At 58.9% G+C, this 22,549-nt stretch carries 22 protein-coding genes; 19 read left to right on the top strand and 3 right to left on the bottom strand.

Annotated features, from left to right (window positions below; all coding sequences use genetic code 11):
- Positions 1 to 251: 251 nt before the first annotated feature.
- The 16 genes from BR48_RS24970 to BR48_RS0118715 all read left to right on the top strand — a co-directional run bounded on the left by BR48_RS24970 (position 252) and on the right by BR48_RS0118715 (position 17,058).
- Positions 252 to 1,592 (top strand): sensor histidine kinase, encoded by a 1,341-nt coding sequence (locus BR48_RS24970; protein WP_036814910.1) that lies wholly within the window; start codon positions 252 to 254, stop codon positions 1,590 to 1,592.
- Positions 1,589 to 2,260 carry a response regulator transcription factor gene (locus BR48_RS0118790; RefSeq protein WP_027232728.1) on the top strand — a complete coding sequence of 224 codons (672 nt, stop codon included), beginning with the start codon at positions 1,589 to 1,591 and terminating at the stop codon, positions 2,258 to 2,260. Before BR48_RS24970 ends, BR48_RS0118790 begins: the two co-directional genes overlap by 4 nt.
- 289 nt (positions 2,261 to 2,549) lie before the next feature.
- Positions 2,550 to 2,693, top strand: coding sequence for a hypothetical protein (locus BR48_RS26340; RefSeq protein ID WP_155810924.1), 144 nt, complete (start codon positions 2,550 to 2,552; stop codon positions 2,691 to 2,693).
- 246 nt (positions 2,694 to 2,939) lie between these two features.
- Positions 2,940 to 3,359 carry a hypothetical protein gene (locus BR48_RS0118780; RefSeq protein WP_027232727.1) on the top strand — a complete coding sequence of 140 codons (420 nt, stop codon included), beginning with the start codon at positions 2,940 to 2,942 and terminating at the stop codon, positions 3,357 to 3,359.
- A gap of 447 nt (positions 3,360 to 3,806) precedes the next feature.
- Complete coding sequence (locus BR48_RS0118775) at positions 3,807 to 4,814, top strand: glycine betaine ABC transporter substrate-binding protein (protein ID WP_051615203.1); 1,008 nt, start codon at positions 3,807 to 3,809, stop codon at positions 4,812 to 4,814.
- A gap of 60 nt (positions 4,815 to 4,874) precedes the next feature.
- Positions 4,875 to 5,669, top strand: a complete 795-nt coding sequence (locus tag BR48_RS0118770; RefSeq protein ID WP_027232725.1) for an ABC transporter ATP-binding protein — start codon at positions 4,875 to 4,877, stop codon at positions 5,667 to 5,669.
- Between the two features lie 105 nt (positions 5,670 to 5,774).
- Positions 5,775 to 6,548 carry an ABC transporter permease subunit gene (locus BR48_RS0118765; RefSeq protein WP_245273591.1) on the top strand — a complete coding sequence of 258 codons (774 nt, stop codon included), beginning with the start codon at positions 5,775 to 5,777 and terminating at the stop codon, positions 6,546 to 6,548.
- 16 nt (positions 6,549 to 6,564) lie between these two features.
- Positions 6,565 to 7,713 carry an FMNH2-dependent alkanesulfonate monooxygenase gene (gene ssuD, locus BR48_RS0118760; RefSeq protein WP_027232723.1) on the top strand — a complete coding sequence of 383 codons (1,149 nt, stop codon included), beginning with the start codon at positions 6,565 to 6,567 and terminating at the stop codon, positions 7,711 to 7,713.
- 184 nt (positions 7,714 to 7,897) lie between these two features.
- Entirely contained in the window at positions 7,898 to 8,251 is a 354-nt protein-coding gene (locus tag BR48_RS0118750) for a DUF2200 domain-containing protein (protein ID WP_027232722.1), read from the top strand.
- A gap of 321 nt (positions 8,252 to 8,572) precedes the next feature.
- On the top strand, positions 8,573 to 9,637 hold the full coding sequence (locus BR48_RS0118745) for an ABC transporter ATP-binding protein (RefSeq protein ID WP_027232721.1): 1,065 nt from the start codon (positions 8,573 to 8,575) through the stop codon (positions 9,635 to 9,637).
- Positions 9,638 to 9,651: 14 nt separating this feature from the next.
- Complete coding sequence (locus tag BR48_RS0118740; protein WP_027232720.1) at positions 9,652 to 10,698, top strand: extracellular solute-binding protein; 1,047 nt, start codon at positions 9,652 to 9,654, stop codon at positions 10,696 to 10,698.
- A gap of 6 nt (positions 10,699 to 10,704) precedes the next feature.
- Positions 10,705 to 12,423, top strand: a complete 1,719-nt coding sequence (locus BR48_RS0118735; protein ID WP_051615237.1) for an iron ABC transporter permease — start codon at positions 10,705 to 10,707, stop codon at positions 12,421 to 12,423.
- A gap of 147 nt (positions 12,424 to 12,570) precedes the next feature.
- A complete protein-coding gene (locus tag BR48_RS0118730; protein ID WP_091951425.1) occupies positions 12,571 to 13,269 on the top strand; it encodes an FCD domain-containing protein in 699 nt (232 codons plus the stop codon).
- Between the two features lie 175 nt (positions 13,270 to 13,444).
- A complete protein-coding gene (locus BR48_RS0118725) occupies positions 13,445 to 14,860 on the top strand; it encodes an MmgE/PrpD family protein (protein WP_245273568.1) in 1,416 nt (471 codons plus the stop codon).
- A 13-nt stretch (positions 14,861 to 14,873) separates the two neighbouring features.
- Entirely contained in the window at positions 14,874 to 15,974 is a 1,101-nt protein-coding gene (locus BR48_RS0118720) for an AbrB family transcriptional regulator (RefSeq protein ID WP_027232716.1), read from the top strand.
- 13 nt (positions 15,975 to 15,987) lie between these two features.
- Positions 15,988 to 17,058, top strand: coding sequence for an isocitrate/isopropylmalate family dehydrogenase (locus BR48_RS0118715; RefSeq protein WP_027232715.1), 1,071 nt, complete (start codon positions 15,988 to 15,990; stop codon positions 17,056 to 17,058).
- Between the two features lie 51 nt (positions 17,059 to 17,109).
- Here the strand turns inward: BR48_RS0118715 and BR48_RS0118710 are convergent, their stop codons facing one another.
- Positions 17,110 to 18,063, bottom strand: coding sequence for an alpha/beta hydrolase (locus tag BR48_RS0118710; RefSeq protein ID WP_081815948.1), 954 nt, complete (start codon positions 18,061 to 18,063; stop codon positions 17,110 to 17,112).
- Between the two features lie 153 nt (positions 18,064 to 18,216).
- Between BR48_RS0118710 and BR48_RS0118700 the strand changes: the two genes are divergently transcribed.
- The 3 genes from BR48_RS0118700 to BR48_RS0118690 are packed head-to-tail and all read left to right on the top strand — an operon-like array spanning position 18,217 to position 21,416.
- Positions 18,217 to 19,293, top strand: a complete 1,077-nt coding sequence (locus tag BR48_RS0118700) for a tartrate dehydrogenase (RefSeq protein WP_027232713.1) — start codon at positions 18,217 to 18,219, stop codon at positions 19,291 to 19,293.
- A 12-nt stretch (positions 19,294 to 19,305) separates the two neighbouring features.
- Entirely contained in the window at positions 19,306 to 20,406 is a 1,101-nt protein-coding gene (locus tag BR48_RS0118695) for a tartrate dehydrogenase (protein ID WP_027232712.1), read from the top strand.
- Complete coding sequence (locus BR48_RS0118690) at positions 20,403 to 21,416, top strand: 4-hydroxythreonine-4-phosphate dehydrogenase PdxA (protein ID WP_027232711.1); 1,014 nt, start codon at positions 20,403 to 20,405, stop codon at positions 21,414 to 21,416. Before BR48_RS0118695 ends, BR48_RS0118690 begins: the two co-directional genes overlap by 4 nt.
- A gap of 3 nt (positions 21,417 to 21,419) precedes the next feature.
- Here BR48_RS0118690 and BR48_RS0118685 read toward each other — a convergent pair whose 3' ends face one another.
- Positions 21,420 to 21,956, bottom strand: coding sequence for a chromate transporter (locus tag BR48_RS0118685; RefSeq protein WP_027232710.1), 537 nt, complete (start codon positions 21,954 to 21,956; stop codon positions 21,420 to 21,422).
- A 2-nt stretch (positions 21,957 to 21,958) separates the two neighbouring features.
- Positions 21,959 to 22,513: a chromate transporter gene (locus BR48_RS0118680; RefSeq protein ID WP_197030371.1), complete on the bottom strand. Its 555-nt coding sequence runs from the start codon at positions 22,511 to 22,513 to the stop codon at positions 21,959 to 21,961.
- Positions 22,514 to 22,549 lie beyond the last annotated feature (36 nt).

Here is a 22,549-nt window from a genome sequence, read left to right as displayed (position 1 = left end):
GAGATCGATAATTGATGGCTTAGTGAAAGAATCGGCCAAGGACCACGGAGAACCCCATCCGCTCATTGGTCCCGATGAATAAATTGGCGTGCCCGCGTGTTTAGTTTGAATGGCCTTGTTCGAGGAGGGCATTGAATGCCTGGAGCAGGATAGACAGGACTGGGACATCGAAAACACAATGGAGCGAGCCGCTGACGACGACATTCGCCAAATCCGCTCCACCAGCTGAAACGGCCGAATTATTCGGTGGAATGACGCTTGCCCGTCAGTTCATCCTCGCTGCGAGCGCCGTGTTGATCGTAGGCATGGCCATCATTGCCTTCTGGGTCACCTCCCGCATCGAAGAGTCCGTTACCCGCAATGCGGCATCCGCCACCGCGCTCTATGTCGATAGCATCATCGCCCCCCTTACCCAGGAGCTGGCCGACTCGGACACTCTTGGGGAAGGTGCGCGCCTGGCATTAACGGAGACACTTGGCCAGGGTGTGCTAGGCGACAAGATTGTTTCCTTCAAAGTGTGGAAGCCGGATGGGAGCGTAGTGTTCAGCAATCAACCTGAAATCGTCGGGCGCCGTTTTCCAATCAGCCACCGTTTGCAGGGAGCTTTCGCGGGTACGGTTCAGGCGGAATTCGACAAACTTGACAGCGCTGAAAATGCGCCGGAACGCGCCAAGGGAATTCCGCTCCTCGAAATCTACAGTCCCATCCGGCAACCATGGTCCGGCAGGGTGATCGGCGTTGCGGAATTTTATGAGATCGCCACGGACCTGAAAGCCGATCTGAACCGCGCCCGCCTGCGCAGCTGGATTGTCGTCGGTCTGGTCACACTTGCCATGCTCGGGGTGCTTTTCGGGATCGTGGCGCGCGGCAGTCGCCTGATCACACGGCAAGCCGCGATCTTGAGAGACAGGTTCGACGAACTCAATCGTCTGCTGAATTCAAATCGGGCGCTTCGATTGCGAGCCGAGCAGGCCGCGCACCGCACCGCGGCGCTCAATGAGCGATATCTTCGCCGCATCTCCGCCGATCTGCACGATGGTCCCGCCCAACTCATCGCTTTCGCCTGTCTGCGGCTCGAAACTGCAACAAAAGGATCGGTGATGGGTCCTGATCTCGAAACAGTCACGACTTCGCTCGAGGAAGCACTGCAGGAGGTCCGCAATATCTGTCATGGACTGATGCTGCCGGAACTCGATGATCTCGAAACACGGGAGATTTGCATGCGCGTGATCAAGGCGCATGAAAGCAGAACCAGAACGAGCGTTGAATTCCAATGCGGTGACAACCTCCCGGAATTGAACCAGGCCGAGAAGATAGGCCTATACCGATTTGTCCAGGAAAGCCTCAACAATGCGTTTCGCCATGCGAACGGGATAGGCCAGAAGGTCACCGTCGTATCGTCAAATGACGGGCTAAGCGCGACAGTAGCCGATCGAGGCAAGGGCTTTGATCCAGTCAAGGCAGACAAGGGCCTCGGATTGACCGGACTTGAGGAGCGATTTGCAGGTTTGGGTGGCACATTCGTCGTCAACTCATCGCCGGGGCACGGCACGATCGTTACAATGCATCTACCGGGAGGGCGGGACGCATGAGCACGGCAAGCATCAGGATCATCATCGTTGACGATCATCCATTCTTTCGCCAAGGCGTTGCAGTCAGTCTTTCCGAGCAGGGATTCACAGTCGTCGGCGAAGGCTCTAGTGCCGATGATGCCGTCCGCCTGGTCAACGAACTGCGACCCGACGTAGCCCTTCTCGACCTGTCGATGCCGGGCGGCGGACTGAGTGCGCTCCTCACCATTCTGGAAGCCAGCCCGGAGTTGAAGGTCGTCATCCTCACCGTCTCGGAGAGCGACGAGGATGTGTTGCAGGCACTACGGTGCGGGGCCCACGGCTATGTTCTGAAGGGCGTCCGGGCAGCAGGCCTCTGCGAAATCATCCAGAATGTCGTTGCCGGCGAACGCTATGTTTCACCGGCGCTCGCAGCGCGCATCCTTACGGAGATGCGCGGTTCAGGCGCTGCGGTAGCGCCGAGCCAGCCTGTCGCGGAAATTGCCGATGCCATTCACTCCCTGACGCCGCGCGAGGAACAAATCCTTACGCTCGTCTCCAACGGCAAAAGCAACAAGGAAGTCGCACGCGAAATCGGCTTGCAGGAAAAAACCATCAAACATCACATGACCAGCATTCTGCAGAAACTGCAGGTGCGCAATCGCACCGAAGCTGCCTTGTTGCTGCGCGAGGCGCGCTGGCAATCCTGAAACGGCCTAGCGGGAGCTGCTTTTGTCGATGCGGAGCGCATCGGCAGGGATCGCCTTCCTGTTGATGACTGAGCGGCCCTGTGGGTCGAAGATCTCATAACGGCCGTTACGGATGCGCTCGGTCCATCCTCCCTGATAGACGCGTTCCTGCCCCGCGGAAAGGGAGGGTGTTGCATGCGATTCGCTGTCACTTGAGTTTGCGCGCGAATTCTCTGAACCGGATCCCGAACTACTTGATCCTTGCGAACCGCCCGATCCGGAGCCTGAATTGCTCGATCCGGAGCCTGAATTGTCCGAACCCCCACTTGACCCGGAATTCGACCCCGATCCGGAACTGCCGGAACCGGAGCTACCGCTGCCCGATCCTCCGCTTGAGCCGGAACCGGAACTTCCCGAAGATCCGGAACCCGATCCCTTGTCGCCCCAGGCATAACTCGTCGGGCCAATAACCCCCGACAACAGGGCCACGGCAAGCAAGGAGACACGGATTGCAGAGGCTGCTCTGCAATCTGTCGCGATGGAACGGATACCTGCCCGACTCAAAACTCACCTCATATGACTCTGTCTGGCCAGATTCTGTGCCGCCGCTTCGTACGGCGCGACGACACAGTGTTTCGGCAGCGTAGGTCAGCCACTGTCAGCAAACGCCTATTCCGGCGTCACCTGTAAGCATAACACGTTGATCGCTGACTTTCCTGCGTTGATGCAATCCACGATCGTCGTTCTGGTCGTGGATACCCCTGTGGATGCCGTGATCATCGTTCTGATCGTGGATACCCCGGTGGATACCGTGATCATCGTTCTGATCGTGGACGCCTTGGTGGACGCCGTGATCGTCCCCTGGCGCATCGTCAGCGCCGCGTCCGTGCCTGGCTTCACCGCGACCGCCATGATCGTCGCCTGCGGGATCATCGGCCCCGCGACCATGATGGCCTCCGTCATCATTGCCCCGGTCTCCGTGATCATCGCCGCCGCCGTTGTCACCGCGGCCGCCGTGGTCATCGCCACCGCCATCGTGATCGCTGCCCCGGCCACTATTGTCCGAGCCACTGCGGGCCATCAGGATCATGTTGGTCGTGCCGGATTTGGTCAGATGTGAATCGAACTGAGTGGAAGCGCTGGTACTGGCAGTCAGTCCGAGAAAGCTTAGTGCGATCACTCCGGCACCAGTCATAATGGATTGAGCGATTTTCATGGTCAAATCTCCCTAAGGAGGCCGTGGCCCGCCTTGGCGGGAAGGGCCGGCGAGCCACGGTGGCCCGTCTTCTTCCGCAACTAAACCGCCGTCCATCAGGAAATTATACGTCCTACAGACCTATACGCGACCTGTTCGGACCTTAGTCCTACCAGACCGACCTGGCGCGCCAAGTCGAGGTTTCTTCATCCTCGAACAGTTTTCAACGAGCGCCGCCCCCGCAGCAGGATGACTGTTTTACGAAACGCGCGAATCTTGAAAAGAATAGTCTACCAACTTGGTAGACATTGTGAAAACCTTTCGTCTCGTCCTCGCCACTTTGGCGTATGGGTAAATAGAGAGGGTACAACCGTGCGCATCAAAACAGTTCTCGGAGCTTTCGGTCTGATTGCTTCGCTTATCGCCTCGGCGCATGCAGAGGATACGAAAAAAGTCGTCATCGCATATCAGACCGGCGCGGTTCCATATCTTGTCGGCATTGCCAATGGCGAACTTGCCAAGGGGACCGGATGGGATATCGAGTTCCGCCGCTTCAACTCCGGCGCCGATATTTTTGCGGCGATCGCTTCGGGCGACGTCCAGATCGGCGACGTCGGTTCCAGCCCCTATGCGGCGTCGGTCAGCAAGGACCTCGACGTCAAGGGAATCTACATTACGGCGGGTGCTGGCGACAGCGAGGCCCTGGTCGTTCGGCCGGAGATCAAGTCGGCTGCCGATCTCAAGGGCAAGAAGTTTTCAGCAGCTCCGGTCTCCACCGACCACTATCAGTTGTTGGCCTATTTGAAGCAGGAAGGCCTGACCGAAAATGATGCTCAGGTCATTGCGATGCCTCAGCCACAGATCGTCGCCGCATGGAAGCGTGGCGACATCGACGGCGCGTTCGTCTGGGATCCGGCGCTTTCCGAGCTGAAAAAGGATGGCAAAGTCTTGATCACATCTGGCGAAGTCTCCAAGCGCGGCGCGCCCGTGTTCAGCTCGCTCGTCGTAACCGGCGACTTCTCGAAGAAGAACCCTGACTTTCTCGCCAAATATGTCGGCCTCATCGACAAGTATTATGTCGATTTTGCCAACCACCCTGATGCCTGGGGCCCGGCGTCCGACAATATCAAGCTGATCGCCAAGCTTCAGGGCGGCACACCCGAAGAAAACGCTGGCTGGCTTAACACCACCGTGGTTGTTCCGCTGGAGCAGCAGGTCACCGATGCATGGCTTGGCGGCGGGGACAAGGGGAGCGTCGCCAAGACGCTGAAGGACACGGCTGCATTCCTCAAGGAGCAGAAGAAGATAACGGCGGTCAAAGACGGCTACGGCGACTTCGTCGACCCGCAGTTTGCAGCGGCCGCACTTGCTTCCAACTGAAATCTTGCAACCGTGTGGCGGCCGCCACTTACCGGCCGCCATCCTCTTTGGAACTCGACAATGCTTTCAATCCGCAACGCCACCGTAAAGTTCGAAGCCGCCGACGGAACGGAAATCCACGCGCTCGATCGGGTTTCGTTCGACATTCCGCCGGACTCCATCGTTGTCGCACTCGGCGCGTCGGGATGTGGAAAGTCAACCCTGCTCAATGCCATTGCCGGCTTTCAATCGCTTACCGAGGGACAGATTCTTATCGATGGGCTCCCCGTCGACAAGCCCGGCGGGGATCGCGGTGTCGTCTTCCAGAAGGATACACTCCTGCCCTGGTCGAATGTCATCGACAATGTCGCGCTTGGCTTGCGCTACCGCGGAGTGCCCAAGCTTGAAAGGTATCGTCAGGCGCGCGAACTCCTGCAGCTGGTCGGCCTGGCGGATTTCGAGAACAAGCCCCCTTATGAACTCTCCGGTGGCATGCGTCAGCGGGTCGGCATAGCGCGTGCACTCGCCACCGACCCCAAGATACTGCTGATGGACGAACCCTTCGGTGCGCTTGACAGCCTCACCAGGGAAAACATGCAACAGCTTCTGGCAACGGTCTGGGCCAAGACGCGAAAGCAGGTCTTCTTCATCACGCACTCGATCGAAGAAGCTCTGGCGCTCGGCACCCATATTCTGGTGATGTCCCCACGGCCTGGGCGTATCGTCGCTCGCTACGAGGCCGATTTTGTCAGGACGTTTGCAGCAACCGGTGACCTCGGACCCATCCTTGCCGATCCCCGGTTCGTGTCATTACGTGAAGAAATACGCTCGATCATCCATACGCCCGCCAGCCACAACGAGCGACACGCGGCCTGATAACTACGCCGCGATTGCAGAGAGGAGCTCATGATGAGCGCAGTAATTGACCCCGCAGTGGCCATTTCGGAAGTCAAGAGACAACGGACGCAGCAGCCGCGTCGCATGAAAAAGACGCATGGGACCGCCGTGATCAGTTTTGCAACCCTGATCGGATTGCTGGCCTTGTGGATCATCGCAACGAAGTATCACTTCGCCTCAGCGTTATTCCTGCCCTCACCGTCAGATGTCGCGGTGCAGGCCGTCGCCGTCGCTTCGGACGGCTATGCGAACGGAACCCTCCTCGATCACATCCTTGCCAGCCTTGGACGCATAGGCGTCGCCCTCGCTTTCGGGATCGGCCTCGGCATTCCTGTTGGCCTGCTCATGGGCCTCAACCGCTGGGCCAAGGGCATCCTCGGTGTTCCCATCGATATCTACTGGGGCCTTCCGCCTCTCGCTTACCTGCCGCTCATGATTATATGGCTCGGAATCGGTGAGGCGTCGAAGATTGTTCTGCTCAGTCTGGCGGCGTTCGCCCCCATTTGTTTCGCGGCTCAGGCGGGCGTCCGCTCGGTACCGCAGGAACGCATCAACGCTGCCCGATCGCTCGGCGCAACATCTTATCAGGTATTCACCTCCATCATTTTTCCTTCGGCGCTTCCGGAGATCTTTACCGGCGTGCGCATTGCAATTGGCGCAACCCTTTCAACCCTGGTGGCGGCGGAGCTCATCGCTGCGCAGTCCGGCGTCGGCTATATGATCATGTCGGCTGCCAACTTTCTTGCGACAGACGTCGTCTTTGTCGGGCTCATCGTCATCGCAATCTTCGCCTTCGCGTTCGCCACGGGGATGCGCTTTCTCGAAAATCGTATCGCGCCCTGGAAGGGCAAACTCTAATTTAAGGTTGGAAACCATGACTGCACCTGCTGGTCCACTGGACATATACTGGTATCTGCCGACCCACGGCGACGGCCCATATCTTGGTAGCGACGAACGTCATCGCCCGCCGACTTTCGGCTATATGCGCGACATCGCCCAGGCGGCGGACCGTTTGGGCTTCAAGGGCGTGCTCCTGCCAACGGGACCGTACTGCGAAGACGCCTGGATCACGTCAGCGGCGCTCGTGCCGCTGACGGAACGTCTTCGCTTTCTCGTTGCGCTTCGCCCCGGGAGCGGGACCCCTGCAATGTTCGCACGTCACGCTGCCGCGCTTGACCGGATCTCCAACGGACGGGCGCTGTTCAATGTCGTGACTGGAGCCGATCCCAAGGATCTCGCGGGCGACGGCAACAAACTCGGCCATGGTGAACGCTACGAACAGACCGACGAGTTTCTCACGATCTGGCGACGGATACTTTCTGGCGAAGCAGCAGATTTCGAAGGCAAATATCTTTCTTCCCACGGCCGCGGCCTCTCCTTCCCTCCAGTCCAGTCGCCGCATCCACCAATCTGGTTCGGCGGCTCTTCAGACGCTGGCATCGACGTTGCCGCGCGGCATGCGGATGTCTATCTGAGCTGGGGAGAACCCGTACACCAGCTTGGAGAAAAGCTCGGCCGCGTCCGGGCACGCGCTCTTGCCCAGGGCCGCAGGATTCGTTTTGGCCTGCGCATCCATCTCATCGTACGAGAGACCGAGGAGAAGGCCTGGGCTGCCGCCGACGACCTTATCAGCCGGATCACAGACGATCAGATCGCCGCAGCCCAGAACGAGTTCCTTAATGTTTCGCAATCCGTCGGGCAAAAGCGGATGTCGGCGCTGCATGGCGGACGCCGTGACAAGCTGGTCGTCGGCCCCAACCTATGGGCTGGTCTTGGTCTGGTGCGGGGCGGCGCCGGCACTGCGCTCGTCGGAAGCCCAGAGAATGTCGCTGCCCGCCTCAGGGAATACCAGGCAATCGGGATCGACACGATTATCGGTTCGGGATATCCGCATCTTGAAGAGGCGTTCAGTGTGGCGGAATTGCTTTTCCCCCAACTCGGGGTCACAAGCGAAAGCGCACACACTGTCGGCGCTGACAACCAGACCTTCGAAAGCGGTGTGAGACCCAAGCGCACGGCCTGAAATCATGAATGGTGTCGACGACCTTTGACGGAACCGATGCACGGGCCGGCAAAGGGGTCGCATCGTTTATGCGGCTGTTGACAGCGTGGCAGCCCTCGATCAGCCTTGGCTAACGCCGATAGCGATTTAAACTCCAAGCCTTGCTCGGGTTGGTCGCGGGCGCGTTGCTGAGCTGGAGGAGTCGATGGCAAAACACAGGATCTATGCGACGAGCTTCGCCAGCGTCTATCCTCATTATGTTGCCAAAGCCGAGAAAAAGGGACGCACAAAGTCAGAGGTCGACCAGATCATCACTTGGTTGACTGGTTATGACGCGACGGCGTTACAAACTCAGCTTGAACAACAAACCGATTTTGAAACATTCTTTGCCGAGGCCCCTCGTCCCAATCCTTTGAGAACCTTGATCACGGGTGTGGTTTGCGGCGTTCGAGTGGAGGACGTCGAGGAGCCGACCATGCGCGAAATCCGCTACCTCGATAAGCTCATTGACGAATTGGCTCGCGGAAAAGCCATGGATCGCATTTTGCGAGAGAATTAGTTCCGGACGATCGATCCTTTTCCGTGTTCGCTGATTGCCCATACCGGTGACGCCAAATGGCACAACCCAAGTTGGGTTTGGGCGGCCACGCCTCTGCATCGCAGTGGACTCCCTCAGCCGCCTTTCTGACAGATCAATAACCTTGCGGTGCCGCACCAACTGCGGCGGGAACGCGGGCGGCTTCACCACGGTGTATGCGAACACAAGAAGTTCATCGCACCATAAAATAGTAATCTGTTGACAGTCTTCAATTTGCTCCCTACCTTCCCTGCAGTGGCCAAAGTTGCGGCAACACGTTGCCGCCAACACTTGGGAGGTGTGATGGCATTTCTGGAACTCGACGGTTTGACGAAGAGCTATGGTAGTCTGACAGTCGTAAAAGGCGTGAATTTGTCAGTCGACCAAGGCAAGCTGGTTTGCCTGCTTGGCCCATCCGGCTGCGGCAAAACCACGACCTTGCGCCTTATCGCAGGATTTGCTCCAGCGAATGGCGGAGAAATACGCGTCGGCGGCAAGGTGGTCTCTTCTTCGCGCGGTACCGTCCCGCCCGAAGCCCGCAACATGTCTATGATCTTCCAGAGCTATGCGCTCTGGCCGCACATGACAGTCTTTGAAAACGTGGCTTACGGCTTGAAATTGCGCCGGATGCCGCAATCTCAAGTCACTGAGCTCGTCCGCACCATACTCACCGCCACTCAGCTTATTCAGCTTGCGGACCGCTATCCTGGCGAATTGTCCGGAGGGCAGCAGCAACGTGTGTCGTTGGCGCGGGCATTGGTGATCAAACCCGAAATACTGCTGCTCGACGAGCCCCTGTCCAATCTCGACGCCAATTTGCGCGAGGAGATGCGCTTCGAAATACGCAGGCTCCATGACGAATTCCGCTACACGACTGTCTACGTTACCCACGATCAGGCCGAAGCAATGACCACGGCAGACATTATCGTGGTGATGAATGACGGGCGCATAGAGCAGTCAGGGTCCCCCGAGGACATCTACGAGCGTCCCGCGACTGAATTTGTGGCGAGGTTTATCGGCGGGACCAATATCCTCAGCGGAACGCGGAACGACAAGGAAAGCGTCCTGTGTCAGTCCGGCCTTGTGCTGCGCTGTGGCAACGGGACGGCTGACGGCACCACAAAGACAGCGGTTTCGATCCGCCACCACGACATTGAACTCTCGACCAAGCCGAACGGTGCCAACACCAACACGACAATTGGCACGGTTACTCGGCAGATCTATCTCGGTTCGCACCGGGATTACCTCGTTTCCATCGCCGGTGGAGAAATGGTGCGCACCGTCGCGCCAGTCAACGTCGCGATCCCGGTCGGCCAGGAGGTATGGCTGCATTTCCCGCCAGAGAAATGCCGGGCGCTCGCGCAATAAGGGAGGAACTACGCATGTGGAAGAAAGCGCTGTCTGCCGCGCTGTTCGCTTCGGGGCTCGCGGTATCGTCCGCGGCCTTTGCCGAGGCGCCAGCCCCCTATCAGATTACGCCAGAACTGGAGGCTGCCGCCAAAGCCGAGGGCAAGGTCGTGTTCTATACGGCCACCGACGTTGCGGTCGCCGAGAAATTAGCTGAGCAATTCAAGACCAAATACCCGGGCATCGATGTCCAGGTGGAACGCGCCGGATCGGAACGAGTCTTCCAGCGTATCGGCCAAGAATATTCGACCGGCATCTACAATGCCGACGTGATCGAAACATCCGACGCTGTGCATTTCGAATATTTCAAACGCCAGGGCTGGCTCACCCCCATGGTGCCGCAGGAAGTCGCGGATAAATGGCCGGCGGACGAACGTGACCCCGATGGCAATTTTGCCGCCTATCGCGCGCATCTTTCCGTCCTTGCATACCGCTCCGACCTTATGAAAGAGGAAGAGGCGCCGAAAACGTGGGAAGACCTGCTCGACCCGCGCTTCAAGGACAAGATGGTGAAGGCGCATCCGGGCTATAGCGGCACCGTGATGACCTCAACCTTCGTACTCAGCCAGCTTCTCGGCTGGGAATATTTCGAGAAGCTTGGCAAGCAGAACATCATGCAGGTCCAGTCCTCGACCGAGCCGCCGAAGAAGCTTGCGCAGGGCGAACGTGCTCTCGAGGTGGATGGCAATGAATACAACGTCTTTCGTTTGATCGATGAAGGCAAGCCGATCAAGATCATCTATCCGGACGAGGGCACGCCGCTGGCGGTCGGAAATGCGGCCGTTCTCAAGCAGGCACCGCATCCCAATGCTGCCAAGCTGTTCTATGCCTATCTGTTCTCGCTCGATGCGCAGCAGCTCAACAGCGATTTCGGCGGCTTGAGATCCTTCCATCCCGATGTGAAGGAAAAGGAGGGGCGCACCCCGCTATCCAAGATCAAGATCCTTCATTCTGATCCGGCAAAACTCGAGCCTGAGATCCAGACTATCAAATCCAACTACGAAAAGTATTTCGGGACATAATTGATCATGACCAGTATCGCTCAGGTTCAGGGTCGGCGCAGCGGCATCGACCTTTCATGGCCAACTTTCGCTCTGTTATCCCTCATCCTGAGCGTTCTGGTACTCCTGCCACTGTTCTGGCTCGCCTTCTACAGCTTTCGTAGCGATACGGGTGGAGGGGCGACGCTCGACAATTTCATCGCACTCGTCGCCGATCCGACCTTGCTTCGGGCATATGGGCTGGCGATTGCCATGGCGCTCGGCGTGGGATTGCTGTCCTGCGTCGTTGCCACGCCAATGGCCTGGCTGGTGGCAAGAACGGATCTGCCCGGCCGGCGCATCATCCGCATGCTGGTGACTGCATCGTTCGTTACACCGCCATTTCTCGGCGCCATCGCCTATGAGATTCTTGCCGCGCCCAATAGCGGGCTTGTGAACATCATCTACCGGAGTGTGTTTCGCCTCGATTCATCCCAGTATCTGGTGAACATCTACACGTTCGGCGGCCTGATCTTCGCCATTGCCTGCTTCACGTTTCCATACGTCTTTACCCTTGTTGCCAACGCGCTCGACAAGGTCCCGTCGGATCTCGAGGATGCGTCCTCGATCCTTGGTGGCAAATCCATGACCACATTGCGCAAGGTGACGATTCCACTGGTATTGCCGGCAATGCTCGCGGGGACATTGATCGCCATCCTGCAGGCCCTGACCATGTTCGGCTCGCCGGCCATCCTGGCGCTTCCCGCAGGATTTCACGTGATCACTACGAAGATCTGGAGCCTGTTTCAGTTTCCGCCCCGTCTCGGTCTCGCAGCTGCGGCGGCATTGCCGCTGCTGATCATCACCATCATTCTTTTGCGCGCGCAGAAGTCGATTCTCGGCCGGAAGGGATACACCGTTCTCGGCGGCAAGAGCGGAACCCCGCGGGTAACGGAACTCGGGCGCTGGAAATGGGCCGCCATTTTATTCGTGTTCTCGATCCTCAGCCTGACGATCCTCCTGCCCTACCTTGCCATCCTCAAAACGGCCTTTACGGGCACGGTGGGCGACCCGATCAATCTTTCAACGCTGACCCTTAGTCACTGGAGATTCGTGCTGTTCGAGTTTTCGGCGACGCAGCTTGCTCTGCGCAACACGTTCCTTCTTGGCTTCCTAACGGCGACGGCAGTGACCGCTATTGCTCTGATCGTGTCGTACCTCGTTACGCGCCGTTCAGTGCCGGGTTCCCGCTTCCTGGGTGTCCTTGCGACGGCGCCGGTGGCGATCCCGGGGATCGTGCTGGGCGTCGGCCTGTTCCTTAGCTATGCCAACCCGACATTCCAGCTTTATGGGACCATCTGGATCCTGTTGATCGCCTTCATGACCATCGAATTGCCCGCAGGATACCAGCAGATGTCATCTGCCTTTTCGGGAGTTCACCCGGAGCTCGAGGAAGCGGGGCGCATCATGGGCGCTTCACGGTTGCGCACCCTGTGGGACATCACGGCACCGTTGCTGCGTACGAGCGTGGTGGCTGCCTGGTGTTTCGTTTTCGTCGGCACCATTCGCGAACTCTCGGCAACGATTTTGCTGACCACTGCCAATACCAAGCTGGTTTCGGTCATTATCTACGATCTCAACGAGAGCGGTGATCTCGGAGCGATCTGCGTTCTCGGCATTATCCTGCTCGCCGCTTCCTTCGCCGTCGTTTTCGTGGCCAACCGGGTGCCGGTGCTCGGGGGATCGCAAATGAATGCGCGGGGTTAAGGCATATCGTGTGCTAAAATCGCGGTGGACCCCGCCATCGAGCAGGGTCGCCAACCTAAGCATTTGCTGCTAAACGAAAGCTTGGGAGCAAAACTCGAAAGGACTGAGTTTGGACCCGTTTCATAGACCCGTCACGATGGCTTGCTCATGACCGACACAACGAACGCACCACAGAATTTGTCCGCGATCGATTTTCTCCGCACCCGTTCGCTTGCAAATGTGGTCCAGGCCGAGATCGAGCGGATGATCATCGACGGCGAACTCAAGCCCAACGAACGGGTCAACGAAAACGGCCTCTCCCAACGCCTGGGCGTGAGCCGGGGGCCAATTCGCGAAGCATGCAGCGCGCTCGCGGCGATGGGGCTCATCGAAATCATCCCCAATCGGGGGTTCTTCATTCGGGCGCTGACCAATGATGAAGCACAGGACCTTTCGGAAGCGCGCGCCGGGGTTTTCGGATGCATGGCGATGATCCTTGCCGAGCGCATAACCGATGCCCAGATCGGGATCCTGAGAGCGCTCCTTGCCCGGATGGACGAGATCGTCAAACTTGGGGACGTTCACGTCTACTATCCGGTCAACCTCGAGTTTCACAAGCAGATCACCCACATGGCCGGCAATAACCGGCTGGAGCTCATTTATCAGAGCTTTGTGCGCGAATTGCACATTCAGCGGTACCGTGCGCTCTCGAGCCACGATGTTTTGCATATTTCAAACGAGGAGCATCGCGCCATTGTCGATGCGCTCGAAGCACGCGACCCGATACGCAGCCTGATTGCGGCGCGTACGCATATTCTGAACGGCATCGTCCGCACCCGCCGCGCCGGCCAGCCGACAGGCACCTAAGGACCGCGTTTCTCAAAAATCCCTTCCCAGACCGCACGTTTGGTCAAGTGAACGCTTGCTTAGCTTTTGTCCGATTCTCAACTATCTTGCCAACATAAAACTGTTGACAATTAACAATCTCACCAGCATGGTCAAACTCGAATTGCCGCAAGGCAGCGCCAAAAGAGGATTGAGCATGAACCAGAATAACCAGGCAGATGCCGAACTGACGAAGTACGTTGCCAATTTTGTTGTCGAGACGAAATTTGACGACCTTTCGAGCGAAGTTATCGAGCTCGGCAAGAAATCGATACTTGATGGTTTCGGCCTCGCCCTCTCCGGTTCAGTCGCGAGGAGCGGCGAATTGGTTCGCCAACACCTGGATGACCTTGGCCTCGCCGATGGTGCGGCAACGGTGATCGGTGGCGGCCGGAAGGTCGCCCCTCGCTTTGCGGCCTTCGCCAATGGCGTCGGCATCCATGCCGACGACTATGACGACACGCAGCTCGCCGTCGCCAAGGATCGCGTCTACGGTCTGTTGACGCATCCCACCGCACCGGCATTGCCGGCGGCACTCGCGGTAGCCGAACTCGTCAATGGCACGGGCAAGGATCTGATGCTCGCCTATCACCTCGGCGTGGAAGTGGAATGCAAGATCGCAGAGGCAATTGCTCCCCGGCACTATCAGACGGGGTTTCACGCCACTGCGACCTGCGGAACCTTTGCGGCGGCGGCGGCAAGCGCGCGGCTTATGGGCTTCGACGTGCCGACCACGCAACGCGCCCTGTCGATCGCAGGAAGCCAGTCCGCCGGACTGCGCGAGAATTTCGGGACCATGACCAAGCCCTTCCACGCGGGCCGTTCCTCCGAAAGCGGCGTCGCGGCGGCGCAGTTTGCGTCCTATGGCTGGACTGCCGCTGCTCGTATTCTCGAGGCGCCCCGGGGGTTCTTCTCAGCTGCCGGCGGCGGATATGACCAGAACGCGATCCTAAACAAGCTCGGTGCGCCGTGGACATTCGCAAGCCCCGGCATTTCCATTAAGCCGCATCCATCAGGCTCGCTCACCCATCCCGGGATGACCGAGATGCTACGGCTCATCAAGGAGCATGACATCCGGGCCGAAGATGTGGAACGCGTTCGTGTCGGCACGAATTCCAACATGCCGAACGCCCTTATCCACCACCGGCCGAAGGACGAATTGCAGGCAAAATTCTCGATGGAATTCTGCATGGCAATCCTCTTGCTCGACGGCCGTGCCGGTCTTAACGAGTTCACAGACGCAGCCGTCGAACGTGACGACGTCAAGGCAATGATCGAGAAGGTCGACTTCGTCATCGATGACGAAGCCGAGGCAGCGGGCTACCATCTGATGACGACATTGATCGACATCCATCTCAAGGACGGACGCAAAATTTCCGGACGCGCGGATTTCGGCAAAGGCAGTCCTGCTTTCCCCATGAGCTACGATGAAGTCGCCTATAAATTCCGCGAGAATGCCGAATTTGCCGGCATGGCACGGGCAAGGGCAGACGAGATCGTTGAACTGGTCCGCGGCCTGGAACGGCTGGCGTCATTGGACGATCTGACATCGCGCCTGATTTCGGTCGGCTGACAAACGGCCCGGAATGCCCGATTCAGGAACCCTTTGGCGTGGGCAAGGTCCAAAACTCTTCGACCGCGCTCCCGCCCGGGTCGCTCTGGCGCTGCTTATCGGCGTATTGGGGGCAATCGCTGCCAGGATGGTTGCGATGCCCCTGCCCTATCTTCTCGGTCCGCTGCTGACGTGCGCTGGCGCGTCCATACTCAGCGCGCCGATCTCGCCCGTACCCTATGGCCGCGAACTTGGACAGGTTGCTGTGGGACTTGCCATCGGCTTGCGGTTCATCCCTACGGTCGTCATCGCCATCATCGCCATGCTGCCATTCATGCTGGCGGCAACGATCCTGATGATCATCGCGACCATGATTGCCGCGTTCATGATCAGCAAACTCGCCGCGCTCGACCTTAGGACCTCGTTCTTTGCCACCGCGGCTGCGGGCTTGGCCGAGATGGCCGTGGTTGCCCATCAGAAGGGCGCCGACAGCGACACGGTGGCGGTCGTCCACTTTATTCGCGTGACATCGATCGTAACGGTCGTGCCGTTCCTCGTCACCATTTTCGGGGAAGATGGCGGCATCACCACGGTGCCAATACCGTTCCGGGCCGAGGCAATGCCACTTGTTGCGCTCTACATCCTGGCTGCCGTTGCGGGGTATTTGGCGAGCCCCTGGAAGATCCCCAATACCTGGCTGCTGGTTCCTGCGCTCGTCGGCGGACTCGTGGCGGGCTTCGGGTTCGGCCCCTTTGCCGTCCCTTCGACTGTCCTTGTCATCGCGCAAGTCGTCATCGGAATCTGGCTGGGCTGCCGCTTTCGCCGTTCCTTGCTTGGGCGCTTGTCCAGGGTGACGTTCTCTGCATTTGCAACTACGGCATTTCTGCTTGCGGTCGCCATGGGCTTGGCCTGGCTGCTTTCGGCGGCAACGGGCCTTTCCTTTGTCACCAGTCTCCTCGCTGTTGCCCCCGCGGGCGTAACCGAAATGGTGCTCACGGCAACGGCAATGCACCTCGACACGACAACCGTGACAGCATTCCAGATCACACGAATAGCGGTCGTCATGACCACGATCCTCATCAGCTTTCGAATATTTGAACACCTTGCGCGTCGCTTCGGCGCCGCATCTGAATGAAAGGACTGCACAGATGACTGCCCATCTCGTAATCGGGATACTGAACGGGGATGATATCGGCCATGAAATCGTCCCCGCAGCGGTCGAAGTCACCCGCGCCGCCGCAGCGAGGACCGGCCTCGAGATCGACTGGCGTCCGATGCCAATCGGACGCAGCGCGCTGGATACGCACGGCTCGACCTTTCCCGAAGGTACCATGGAGACCCTCGCCAAGATGGACGGCTTCATTCTGGGTCCGATCGGGCATCAGGCCTATCCGAAGGTTCCGGGGGCGATCAATCCGCATCCGATCATGCGCAAGGGGTTCAATCTGTTTGCCAATGTCCGGCCTACAAAATCCTTTCCAGGGCTGGGCGCCATTCACGAGGGCATCGACCTTGTGATCGTGCGGGAAAACAATGAAGGTTTCCAGCCGGACCGAAATGTGGTGGCAGGTTCTGGCGAGTTCCGGCCGACCGAAGATGTCACCATCTCGGTCCGGGTTATCACGCGCGTTGGTTCAGCACGGGTGGCCCGCGCCGCGCTCGAGATTGCGCAGCAGCGCAAGAAGCGCCTGACGCTCGTTCACAAGAACACCGTATTCAAACTTGGCTGCGGGATGTTCGTCGAGGAATGCCATCGGGTGGCCAAGGAATTTCCGGACGTTACTGTTGACGAGGTGATCGTCGACACGATGGCCATGCGTCTTATTCGCGATCCGCAGAGCTTCGATGTGATCGTCACGACAAACATGTTCGGTGACATCCTGACGGATGAAGCGGCCGGTCTCGTCGGCGGTCTCGGCATGGCGCCCGGCCTTTGCATCGGCGAAGGCAATCTGGCCATGGCGCAGGCCACTCACGGGTCCGCGCCCGACATCGCCGGAAAGGGCATTGCCAATCCCTTTGCCATGATCGAATCCGCCCGCATGATGATCGAATGGCTCGGGCACAACCGCGGGATAGCGAAGGCTGTCGAGGCGGCATCGATCATGGAGCGGGCAATCGCCGTTGCGTTGGCCGATCCCGCCACCCGCACGCGCGATATCCGGGGAACTGCCGATACCGCCGGCATGACCCGAGGCATACTGGCGGCAATCGGTTAAGGGCCGCCCGCCCTCACCGCTCATCTAAGGTGGGCGGGAGGGCGGTGATGCTCAGGCGGCAAAAGGCAGCGGCTCTTCCCCGGTAAAGAATTTGCCGAACGCATCATAGACAATGTCCGGCCGTTGCTCGGCGGGATAATGCCCGGTCGGGATTGCCCAGCCGCGCAAATCTGGGGCCCATGGTTTCCAGGCTTCAAGCGGTTTGAAGTGTCGCCCGCAATGGCTGTTTGAGCCCCACAGCACCAGAACAGGACAAGCGATCGTCTTCTTGCCGAAATCGGCAGTATCCATTGCTAGATCAACGCTTACAGTGGCCCGATAATCCTCACAGACAGCATGTATCTGTTCAGGCGTGGTGCAGCGCTTGTACTCAGCCATTGCTTCGGGGGAGAATATTTCGAGGCCCACACCCTTCTTGTTGAGTTTGTAATCGATGTAGTAGGCGAGATCGGCGGTCAGCAGTTTTTCGGGAAAGGGCGCCTTCTGCGCCATGAAAAACCAATGATAGGCCTCGATACCCCACCCCAGCGTCACATTTGTCAGCGCATGATGGGTTGGCACGATATCGAGGGCGGCCAGGCGCTCGATACGATCGGGATAGTCCAGGCCCATTCGAAAAGCGACACGCGCTCCGCGGTCGTGACCGGCCACCTGAAACCTGTCGAACCCCAGCTTCGACATGATTTCCGCATTATCCTCGCCCATTGCCCTGAACGAATAGCCGGAGTGGTCCTCACCCCCATCCGGTTTCGAGCTGTCGCCGTAGCCGCGCAGGTCGGGAGCCACAACGGTAAACCGCCTGGCAAGTGCCGGTGCTATCCTGTGCCAGCTCACATGTGTCAGCGGATTGCCGTGCAGGAGCAGTAGCGGCGGACCCTCACCGCCAATCGCGACGTTGATTTCGGCGCCGGCCGTTGGGATGCGCTCATAGCGAAAGCCGTGCATGAGCTTTCCCTTTTCTTCAGCGAATGGCGGCATTGCGGATATCGGTTCGATCGGCGCCATAATATGTCTCCTTGCTTTGGTCCAGACGAGCATATGCTTTCAGGTACAGGAACTCATGCCCTTTTTGGTAAATTGTCAACAGTTTGTAATTGACAATCTTGCGAATATTCGTCATCGGAGTATCTTGGGAGCGCAGCAGCGGGAGTTATTTTCATGAGGACACATCAGATAGCGGCAATTCCTGGGGACGGAATTGGCAAGGAAGTGGTCGCCGCCGGCCTGCGCGTTCTCGATGCAAGTGCCCGCCGCGACGGCAACTTTCAGGCTGCGATCACAGAGTTTCCGTGGGGATCGGACTTCTACAAACAACATGCTCATCTCATGCCTGATGACGGCATCGAGCACCTGAAGAGATTCGACGCTATTTATTTCGGGGCTGTCGGTGCCCCCGACGTGCCGGATCACCTGACCCTATGGGGTCTGCGTCTCGCCATATGCCAGCCGTTCGACCAATATGCCAACGTCCGCCCGACGAGGATCCTGCCGGGGATCGAAAGTCCGCTGCGTGGTGTAACAGCCAAGGACCTCGACTGGGTCATCGTCCGTGAAAACTCGGAAGGCGAATATGCCGGCCAGGGCGGTCGCTCGCATCGGGGGCTGCCGGAAGAAATCGCTACGGAAGTCTCGATCTTCACCCGCGTCGGCGTTACCCGCATCATGCGCTTTGCTTTCGAACTCGCGCAGTCGCGGCCGCGAAAGCTGCTTACCGTCGTCACCAAATCCAATGCACAGCGACACGGCATGGTATTGTGGGATGAAATCGCCAAGGACGTTGCAGCTGAATTTCCCGACGTGACCTGGGACAAGATGCTCGTCGATGCAATGACGGTGCGCATGACGCTCCATCCTGCCTCTCTCGATACGATCGTCGCGACCAATCTTCATGCCGATATTCTTTCCGATCTCGCGGCAGCCCTTGCCGGATCGATCGGCATTGCACCCACGGCAAACCTCAATCCGGAACGGCGATACCCCTCGATGTTCGAGCCGATCCATGGTTCGGCATTCGACATCACCGGCAAGGGGATCGCCAATCCGGTTGGAACCTTCTGGTCAGCCGTGATGATGCTCGAACACCTTGGCGAAACGGCAGCTGCTGCGCGCCTGATGCGCGCAATCGAGCGCGTGACCGCGGACCCGTCATTGCACACACCGGACCTGCGCGGCAGCGCCACCACGGACATGGTCACGGAAGCGGTCTGCGCTGCCATCCTCGGCGACAACGAATAAGGACGCATTCTCATGACTGCAAACAGCTTCAGGATTGCCGTTTTTGCCGGCGACGGCATCGGCAAGGAAGTCATGCCGGAGGGACTACGCGTCCTTACGGCGGTCGCCGAAAAGTTCGACCTCGATCTCAAATTCGACAGCTTCGACTTTGCCTCGTGCGACTATTACGCCGAGCATGGCCGTATGATGCCGGAGAACTGGAAGGAACTCATTGGCGGGCACGATGCCATTTACTTCGGTGCTGTTGGCTGGCCTGAGACGGTTCCCGATCATATCTCTCTATGGGGCTCGCTTCTGCAGTTTCGCCGGGAGTTCGACCAGTATGTGAATTTGCGGCCCGTCCGCCTGATGCCCGGCGTGCCGTCCCCGCTGGCCGGACGAGAGCCCGGCGATATCGACTACTTCGTGGTTCGCGAGAACACCGAGGGCGAGTATTCCTCCATCGGCGGCAAGATGTATCCGGGAACCGAGCGCGAGATCGTCGTGCAGGAAACGGTGATGAGCCGGGTCGGCATCGACCGCATTCTCCGTTTTGCCTTTGAGCTTGCCCAAAGCCGTACCGAGAAGCATCTGACGTCCGCGACAAAATCCAATGGCATTTCGATCACCATGCCCTACTGGGATGAGCGCGTCGAAGAGATGGCCAAGAGCTATGGCGACGTGCGCTGGGACAAGTATCACATCGATATTCTTTGCGCGCATTTCGTGCTCAATCCGGATCGCTTCGATGTGGTCGTGGCCTCCAATCTCTTCGGCGACATTCTCTCAGATCTCGGTCCCGCCTGTACGGGGACCATTGGAATTGCGCCATCCGGCAACATCAATCCGGAACGCCTGTTCCCCTCGCTCTTCGAACCTGTCCATGGTTCGGCGCCGGATATCGCCGGCAAGGGCATCGCCAATCCGATCGGCCAGATATGGGCGGGCGCCATGATGCTCGATCATCTGGGTCATCCACAGGCGGCAGCGGCAATCGTGACGGCAATAGAAGGCGTCCTGATGGATCCGGCGCTGCGTACGGGAGATCTGGGCGGACGAGCCGACACCATCACCTGCGGTCGTGCGATCGCCGAGGCCGTACGGCTGCCCGAAGAACAGATGAGGAAATCATGAACAGCGAACGTCCAATCATCGCGCTCACCGCCGGCGATTGTACCGGCATCGGACCCGAACAGACCGCCCGCATCCTCCATGACCAGCGCATGGCCGATGTGGCCCGTATCGTTGTCGTGGGCGACGCTCGCACCCTCGATCTCGGGAAACGGCAGGCCGGCGTATCGTTTGCATATCGAACCTACCAGTCTCCGGCTTCCGTCGACTGGTCGGATAACGCCGTGCCGCTGATCGACCTCGGCAACACCGATCCCTCGCTCTATGAGCCGGGCGTAGCAAGCGCCGAATCCGGCCGATTGACCGGAGACACGCTTGCCCGTGCGATCGACTTCGCCCTGGCAGGCGAGGTCGATGCGGTAACCTTTGCTCCCCTGAACAAGCGGGCCATGTACGATGGCGGCTGGAAATTCCCTGACGAACACAAGATGTTCGCCCATCTCCTCGGTCATCACAGCTATTTCAGCGAGATGAACGTGCTCGACGGTCAATGGATGTCCCGCGTTACCTCGCACGTCTCGTTGCGCCAGGCCGTCGACCAGATCACGCGACCGGCCATCGAGGAGGCGATCGTCCTTGCCACGACCATGATGCGCAAGGCCGGTATAGAAAAACCCCGCCTTGCGGTCGCAGCGCTTAATCCGCATGCCGGAGAGAACGGTCTTTTCGGTACGGACGAGATCGAAATTATCCGTCCAGCCGTGGAGGCCATGGCCGCCAAGGGTATTGACTGCAAAGGGCCGTTTCCATCCGATACGGTCTATCTGAAGGCCTTTGCGGGAGAATTTGATGGGGTGCTCGCCATGTATCACGATCAGGGGCAGATCGCGACCAAGATGCGGGGCTTCAACCGGGGCGTAACGGTCACGGCGGGGCTCGATACGGTGTTTACGACGCCTGCGCACGGCACGGCATTCGATATCGTCGGCAAGGGAATTGCCGATACCGGCGCTTTCGAAAACGCAATCAAGCTCGCAAGCCAATTGGTGCGCTTCAAGCGGCTTGCTTCCTAAGGTTCAAAACCCGGTTGCGGTGAGCGCAGCGACCAAGCCGCCGAGAACCAGCACGCCGAGCACCGGAAATCTCGGCATCCACAGGAAGATGGCGGCGGCGAGGCCAATGATGGCAATGGCCGATGGTCCGCCGTGCGACAGCCGGAACAGCGAGATGATTCCGGCGATGATCAGTCCAATGCCCACAGGAGCCAGTCCTTCGCGCATGGCACGGTGCCAGCGTTTCTGCCGATGGTTGTTGGTCAATTTGAACACCGCATAGCACAGCATCGAAGACGGTACGAACAGCGCGAGCGTCGCTATTGCGGCGCCCAGCCAACCTGCCACGCGCCAGCCGATGACGGTTGCCAGCATCATACCCGGACCCGGTGCCGCCCGCGACACAGCAAAAAGATCGAGGAACTCCCGGGAACTCACCCACCCATGAACGGTCACGGCTTCGTGCTGGATACCCGCCACGATGGCGCTGCCGCCCCCGATTGAAGTCAGGGAAAACGGAACGAACACGAGGGCTATGGCAATGAGTGTGTCGAACCGCACGATCACGCCCTGCGCCAAGACAGAGCGACGCTGATTGGCGCCAGCACAAGCACCACCGGTATCAGCGGCATCTCAAGCACTCCAACGAGGAATGCGGTGAGAACAATGATTGCAACCGAGGGAGGAAAGCGCATGGCCCGCCGAAGGCCGTGGATGCACATGACGACCAGCAAACCCATAGCCGCAAAGGCCACGCCGTCGGAGATGGCGGGCAGCAATGCAAAGCCTGCCAAAGCATCGAACACCTGACAAAGCGCAATGACGGCGAAGAATGGGCCAACGAGGAAGCCAACGACGCAACTAAGCGCTCCGATGGGGCCGCGAAGTTGTTCGCCCATGCAAATAACCAGATTGACCACATTCGCGCCAGGCAACATTTGTGAGATAGCAAGACTGCTGGCGAAGTCATCTTCATCGATCCAGCGATGTTGCAGCACGAACCCCTGATACAGCCAGCCGGTCAGGCCGCCGCCAAAGCTCAATATGCCTATCTTGAAGCAGAGCATGAAAAGCGAGCGCAGGCGCGGCGGCGGCAAGGAGTGGGAAAGATCTGACACGGGCAATGCCGTCCTTTCACTGAGACCCTCAGGAGG

Origin of the sequence: Phyllobacterium sp. UNC302MFCol5.2 (assembly GCF_000686005.1) — a bacterium.
GTDB lineage: Bacteria > Pseudomonadota > Alphaproteobacteria > Rhizobiales > Rhizobiaceae > Phyllobacterium > Phyllobacterium pellucidum.
Note: the sequence above shows the minus strand (reverse complement) of the source record. Positions and strands in the feature narration are given on the sequence as shown.

What these genes read in the sequence shown, in the direction of transcription:
- BR48_RS0118740 (WP_027232720.1), top strand. Translation starts at nt 9,652, where the DNA reads ATGTGGAAGAAAGCGCTGTCTGCCGCGCTGTTCGCTTCGGGGCTCGCG.
- BR48_RS0118730 (WP_091951425.1), top strand. Translation starts at nt 12,571, where the DNA reads ATGACCGACACAACGAACGCACCACAGAATTTGTCCGCGATCGATTTT.
- BR48_RS0118690 (WP_027232711.1), top strand. Translation starts at nt 20,403, where the DNA reads ATGAACAGCGAACGTCCAATCATCGCGCTCACCGCCGGCGATTGTACC.
- BR48_RS0118725 (WP_245273568.1), top strand. Translation starts at nt 13,445, where the DNA reads ATGAACCAGAATAACCAGGCAGATGCCGAACTGACGAAGTACGTTGCC.
- BR48_RS0118790 (WP_027232728.1), top strand. Translation starts at nt 1,589, where the DNA reads ATGAGCACGGCAAGCATCAGGATCATCATCGTTGACGATCATCCATTC.
- BR48_RS0118695 (WP_027232712.1), top strand. Translation starts at nt 19,306, where the DNA reads ATGACTGCAAACAGCTTCAGGATTGCCGTTTTTGCCGGCGACGGCATC.
- ssuD (WP_027232723.1), top strand. Translation starts at nt 6,565, where the DNA reads ATGACTGCACCTGCTGGTCCACTGGACATATACTGGTATCTGCCGACC.
- BR48_RS0118750 (WP_027232722.1), top strand. Translation starts at nt 7,898, where the DNA reads ATGGCAAAACACAGGATCTATGCGACGAGCTTCGCCAGCGTCTATCCT.
- BR48_RS0118765 (WP_245273591.1), top strand. Translation starts at nt 5,775, where the DNA reads ATGAAAAAGACGCATGGGACCGCCGTGATCAGTTTTGCAACCCTGATC.
- BR48_RS0118745 (WP_027232721.1), top strand. Translation starts at nt 8,573, where the DNA reads ATGGCATTTCTGGAACTCGACGGTTTGACGAAGAGCTATGGTAGTCTG.
- BR48_RS0118700 (WP_027232713.1), top strand. Translation starts at nt 18,217, where the DNA reads ATGAGGACACATCAGATAGCGGCAATTCCTGGGGACGGAATTGGCAAG.
- BR48_RS0118770 (WP_027232725.1), top strand. Translation starts at nt 4,875, where the DNA reads ATGCTTTCAATCCGCAACGCCACCGTAAAGTTCGAAGCCGCCGACGGA.
- BR48_RS24970 (WP_036814910.1), top strand. Translation starts at nt 252, where the DNA reads ATGACGCTTGCCCGTCAGTTCATCCTCGCTGCGAGCGCCGTGTTGATC.
- BR48_RS0118720 (WP_027232716.1), top strand. Translation starts at nt 14,874, where the DNA reads ATGCCCGATTCAGGAACCCTTTGGCGTGGGCAAGGTCCAAAACTCTTC.
- BR48_RS0118710 (WP_081815948.1), bottom strand. Translation starts at nt 18,063, where the DNA reads ATGGCGCCGATCGAACCGATATCCGCAATGCCGCCATTCGCTGAAGAA.
- BR48_RS0118715 (WP_027232715.1), top strand. Translation starts at nt 15,988, where the DNA reads ATGACTGCCCATCTCGTAATCGGGATACTGAACGGGGATGATATCGGC.
- BR48_RS0118735 (WP_051615237.1), top strand. Translation starts at nt 10,705, where the DNA reads ATGACCAGTATCGCTCAGGTTCAGGGTCGGCGCAGCGGCATCGACCTT.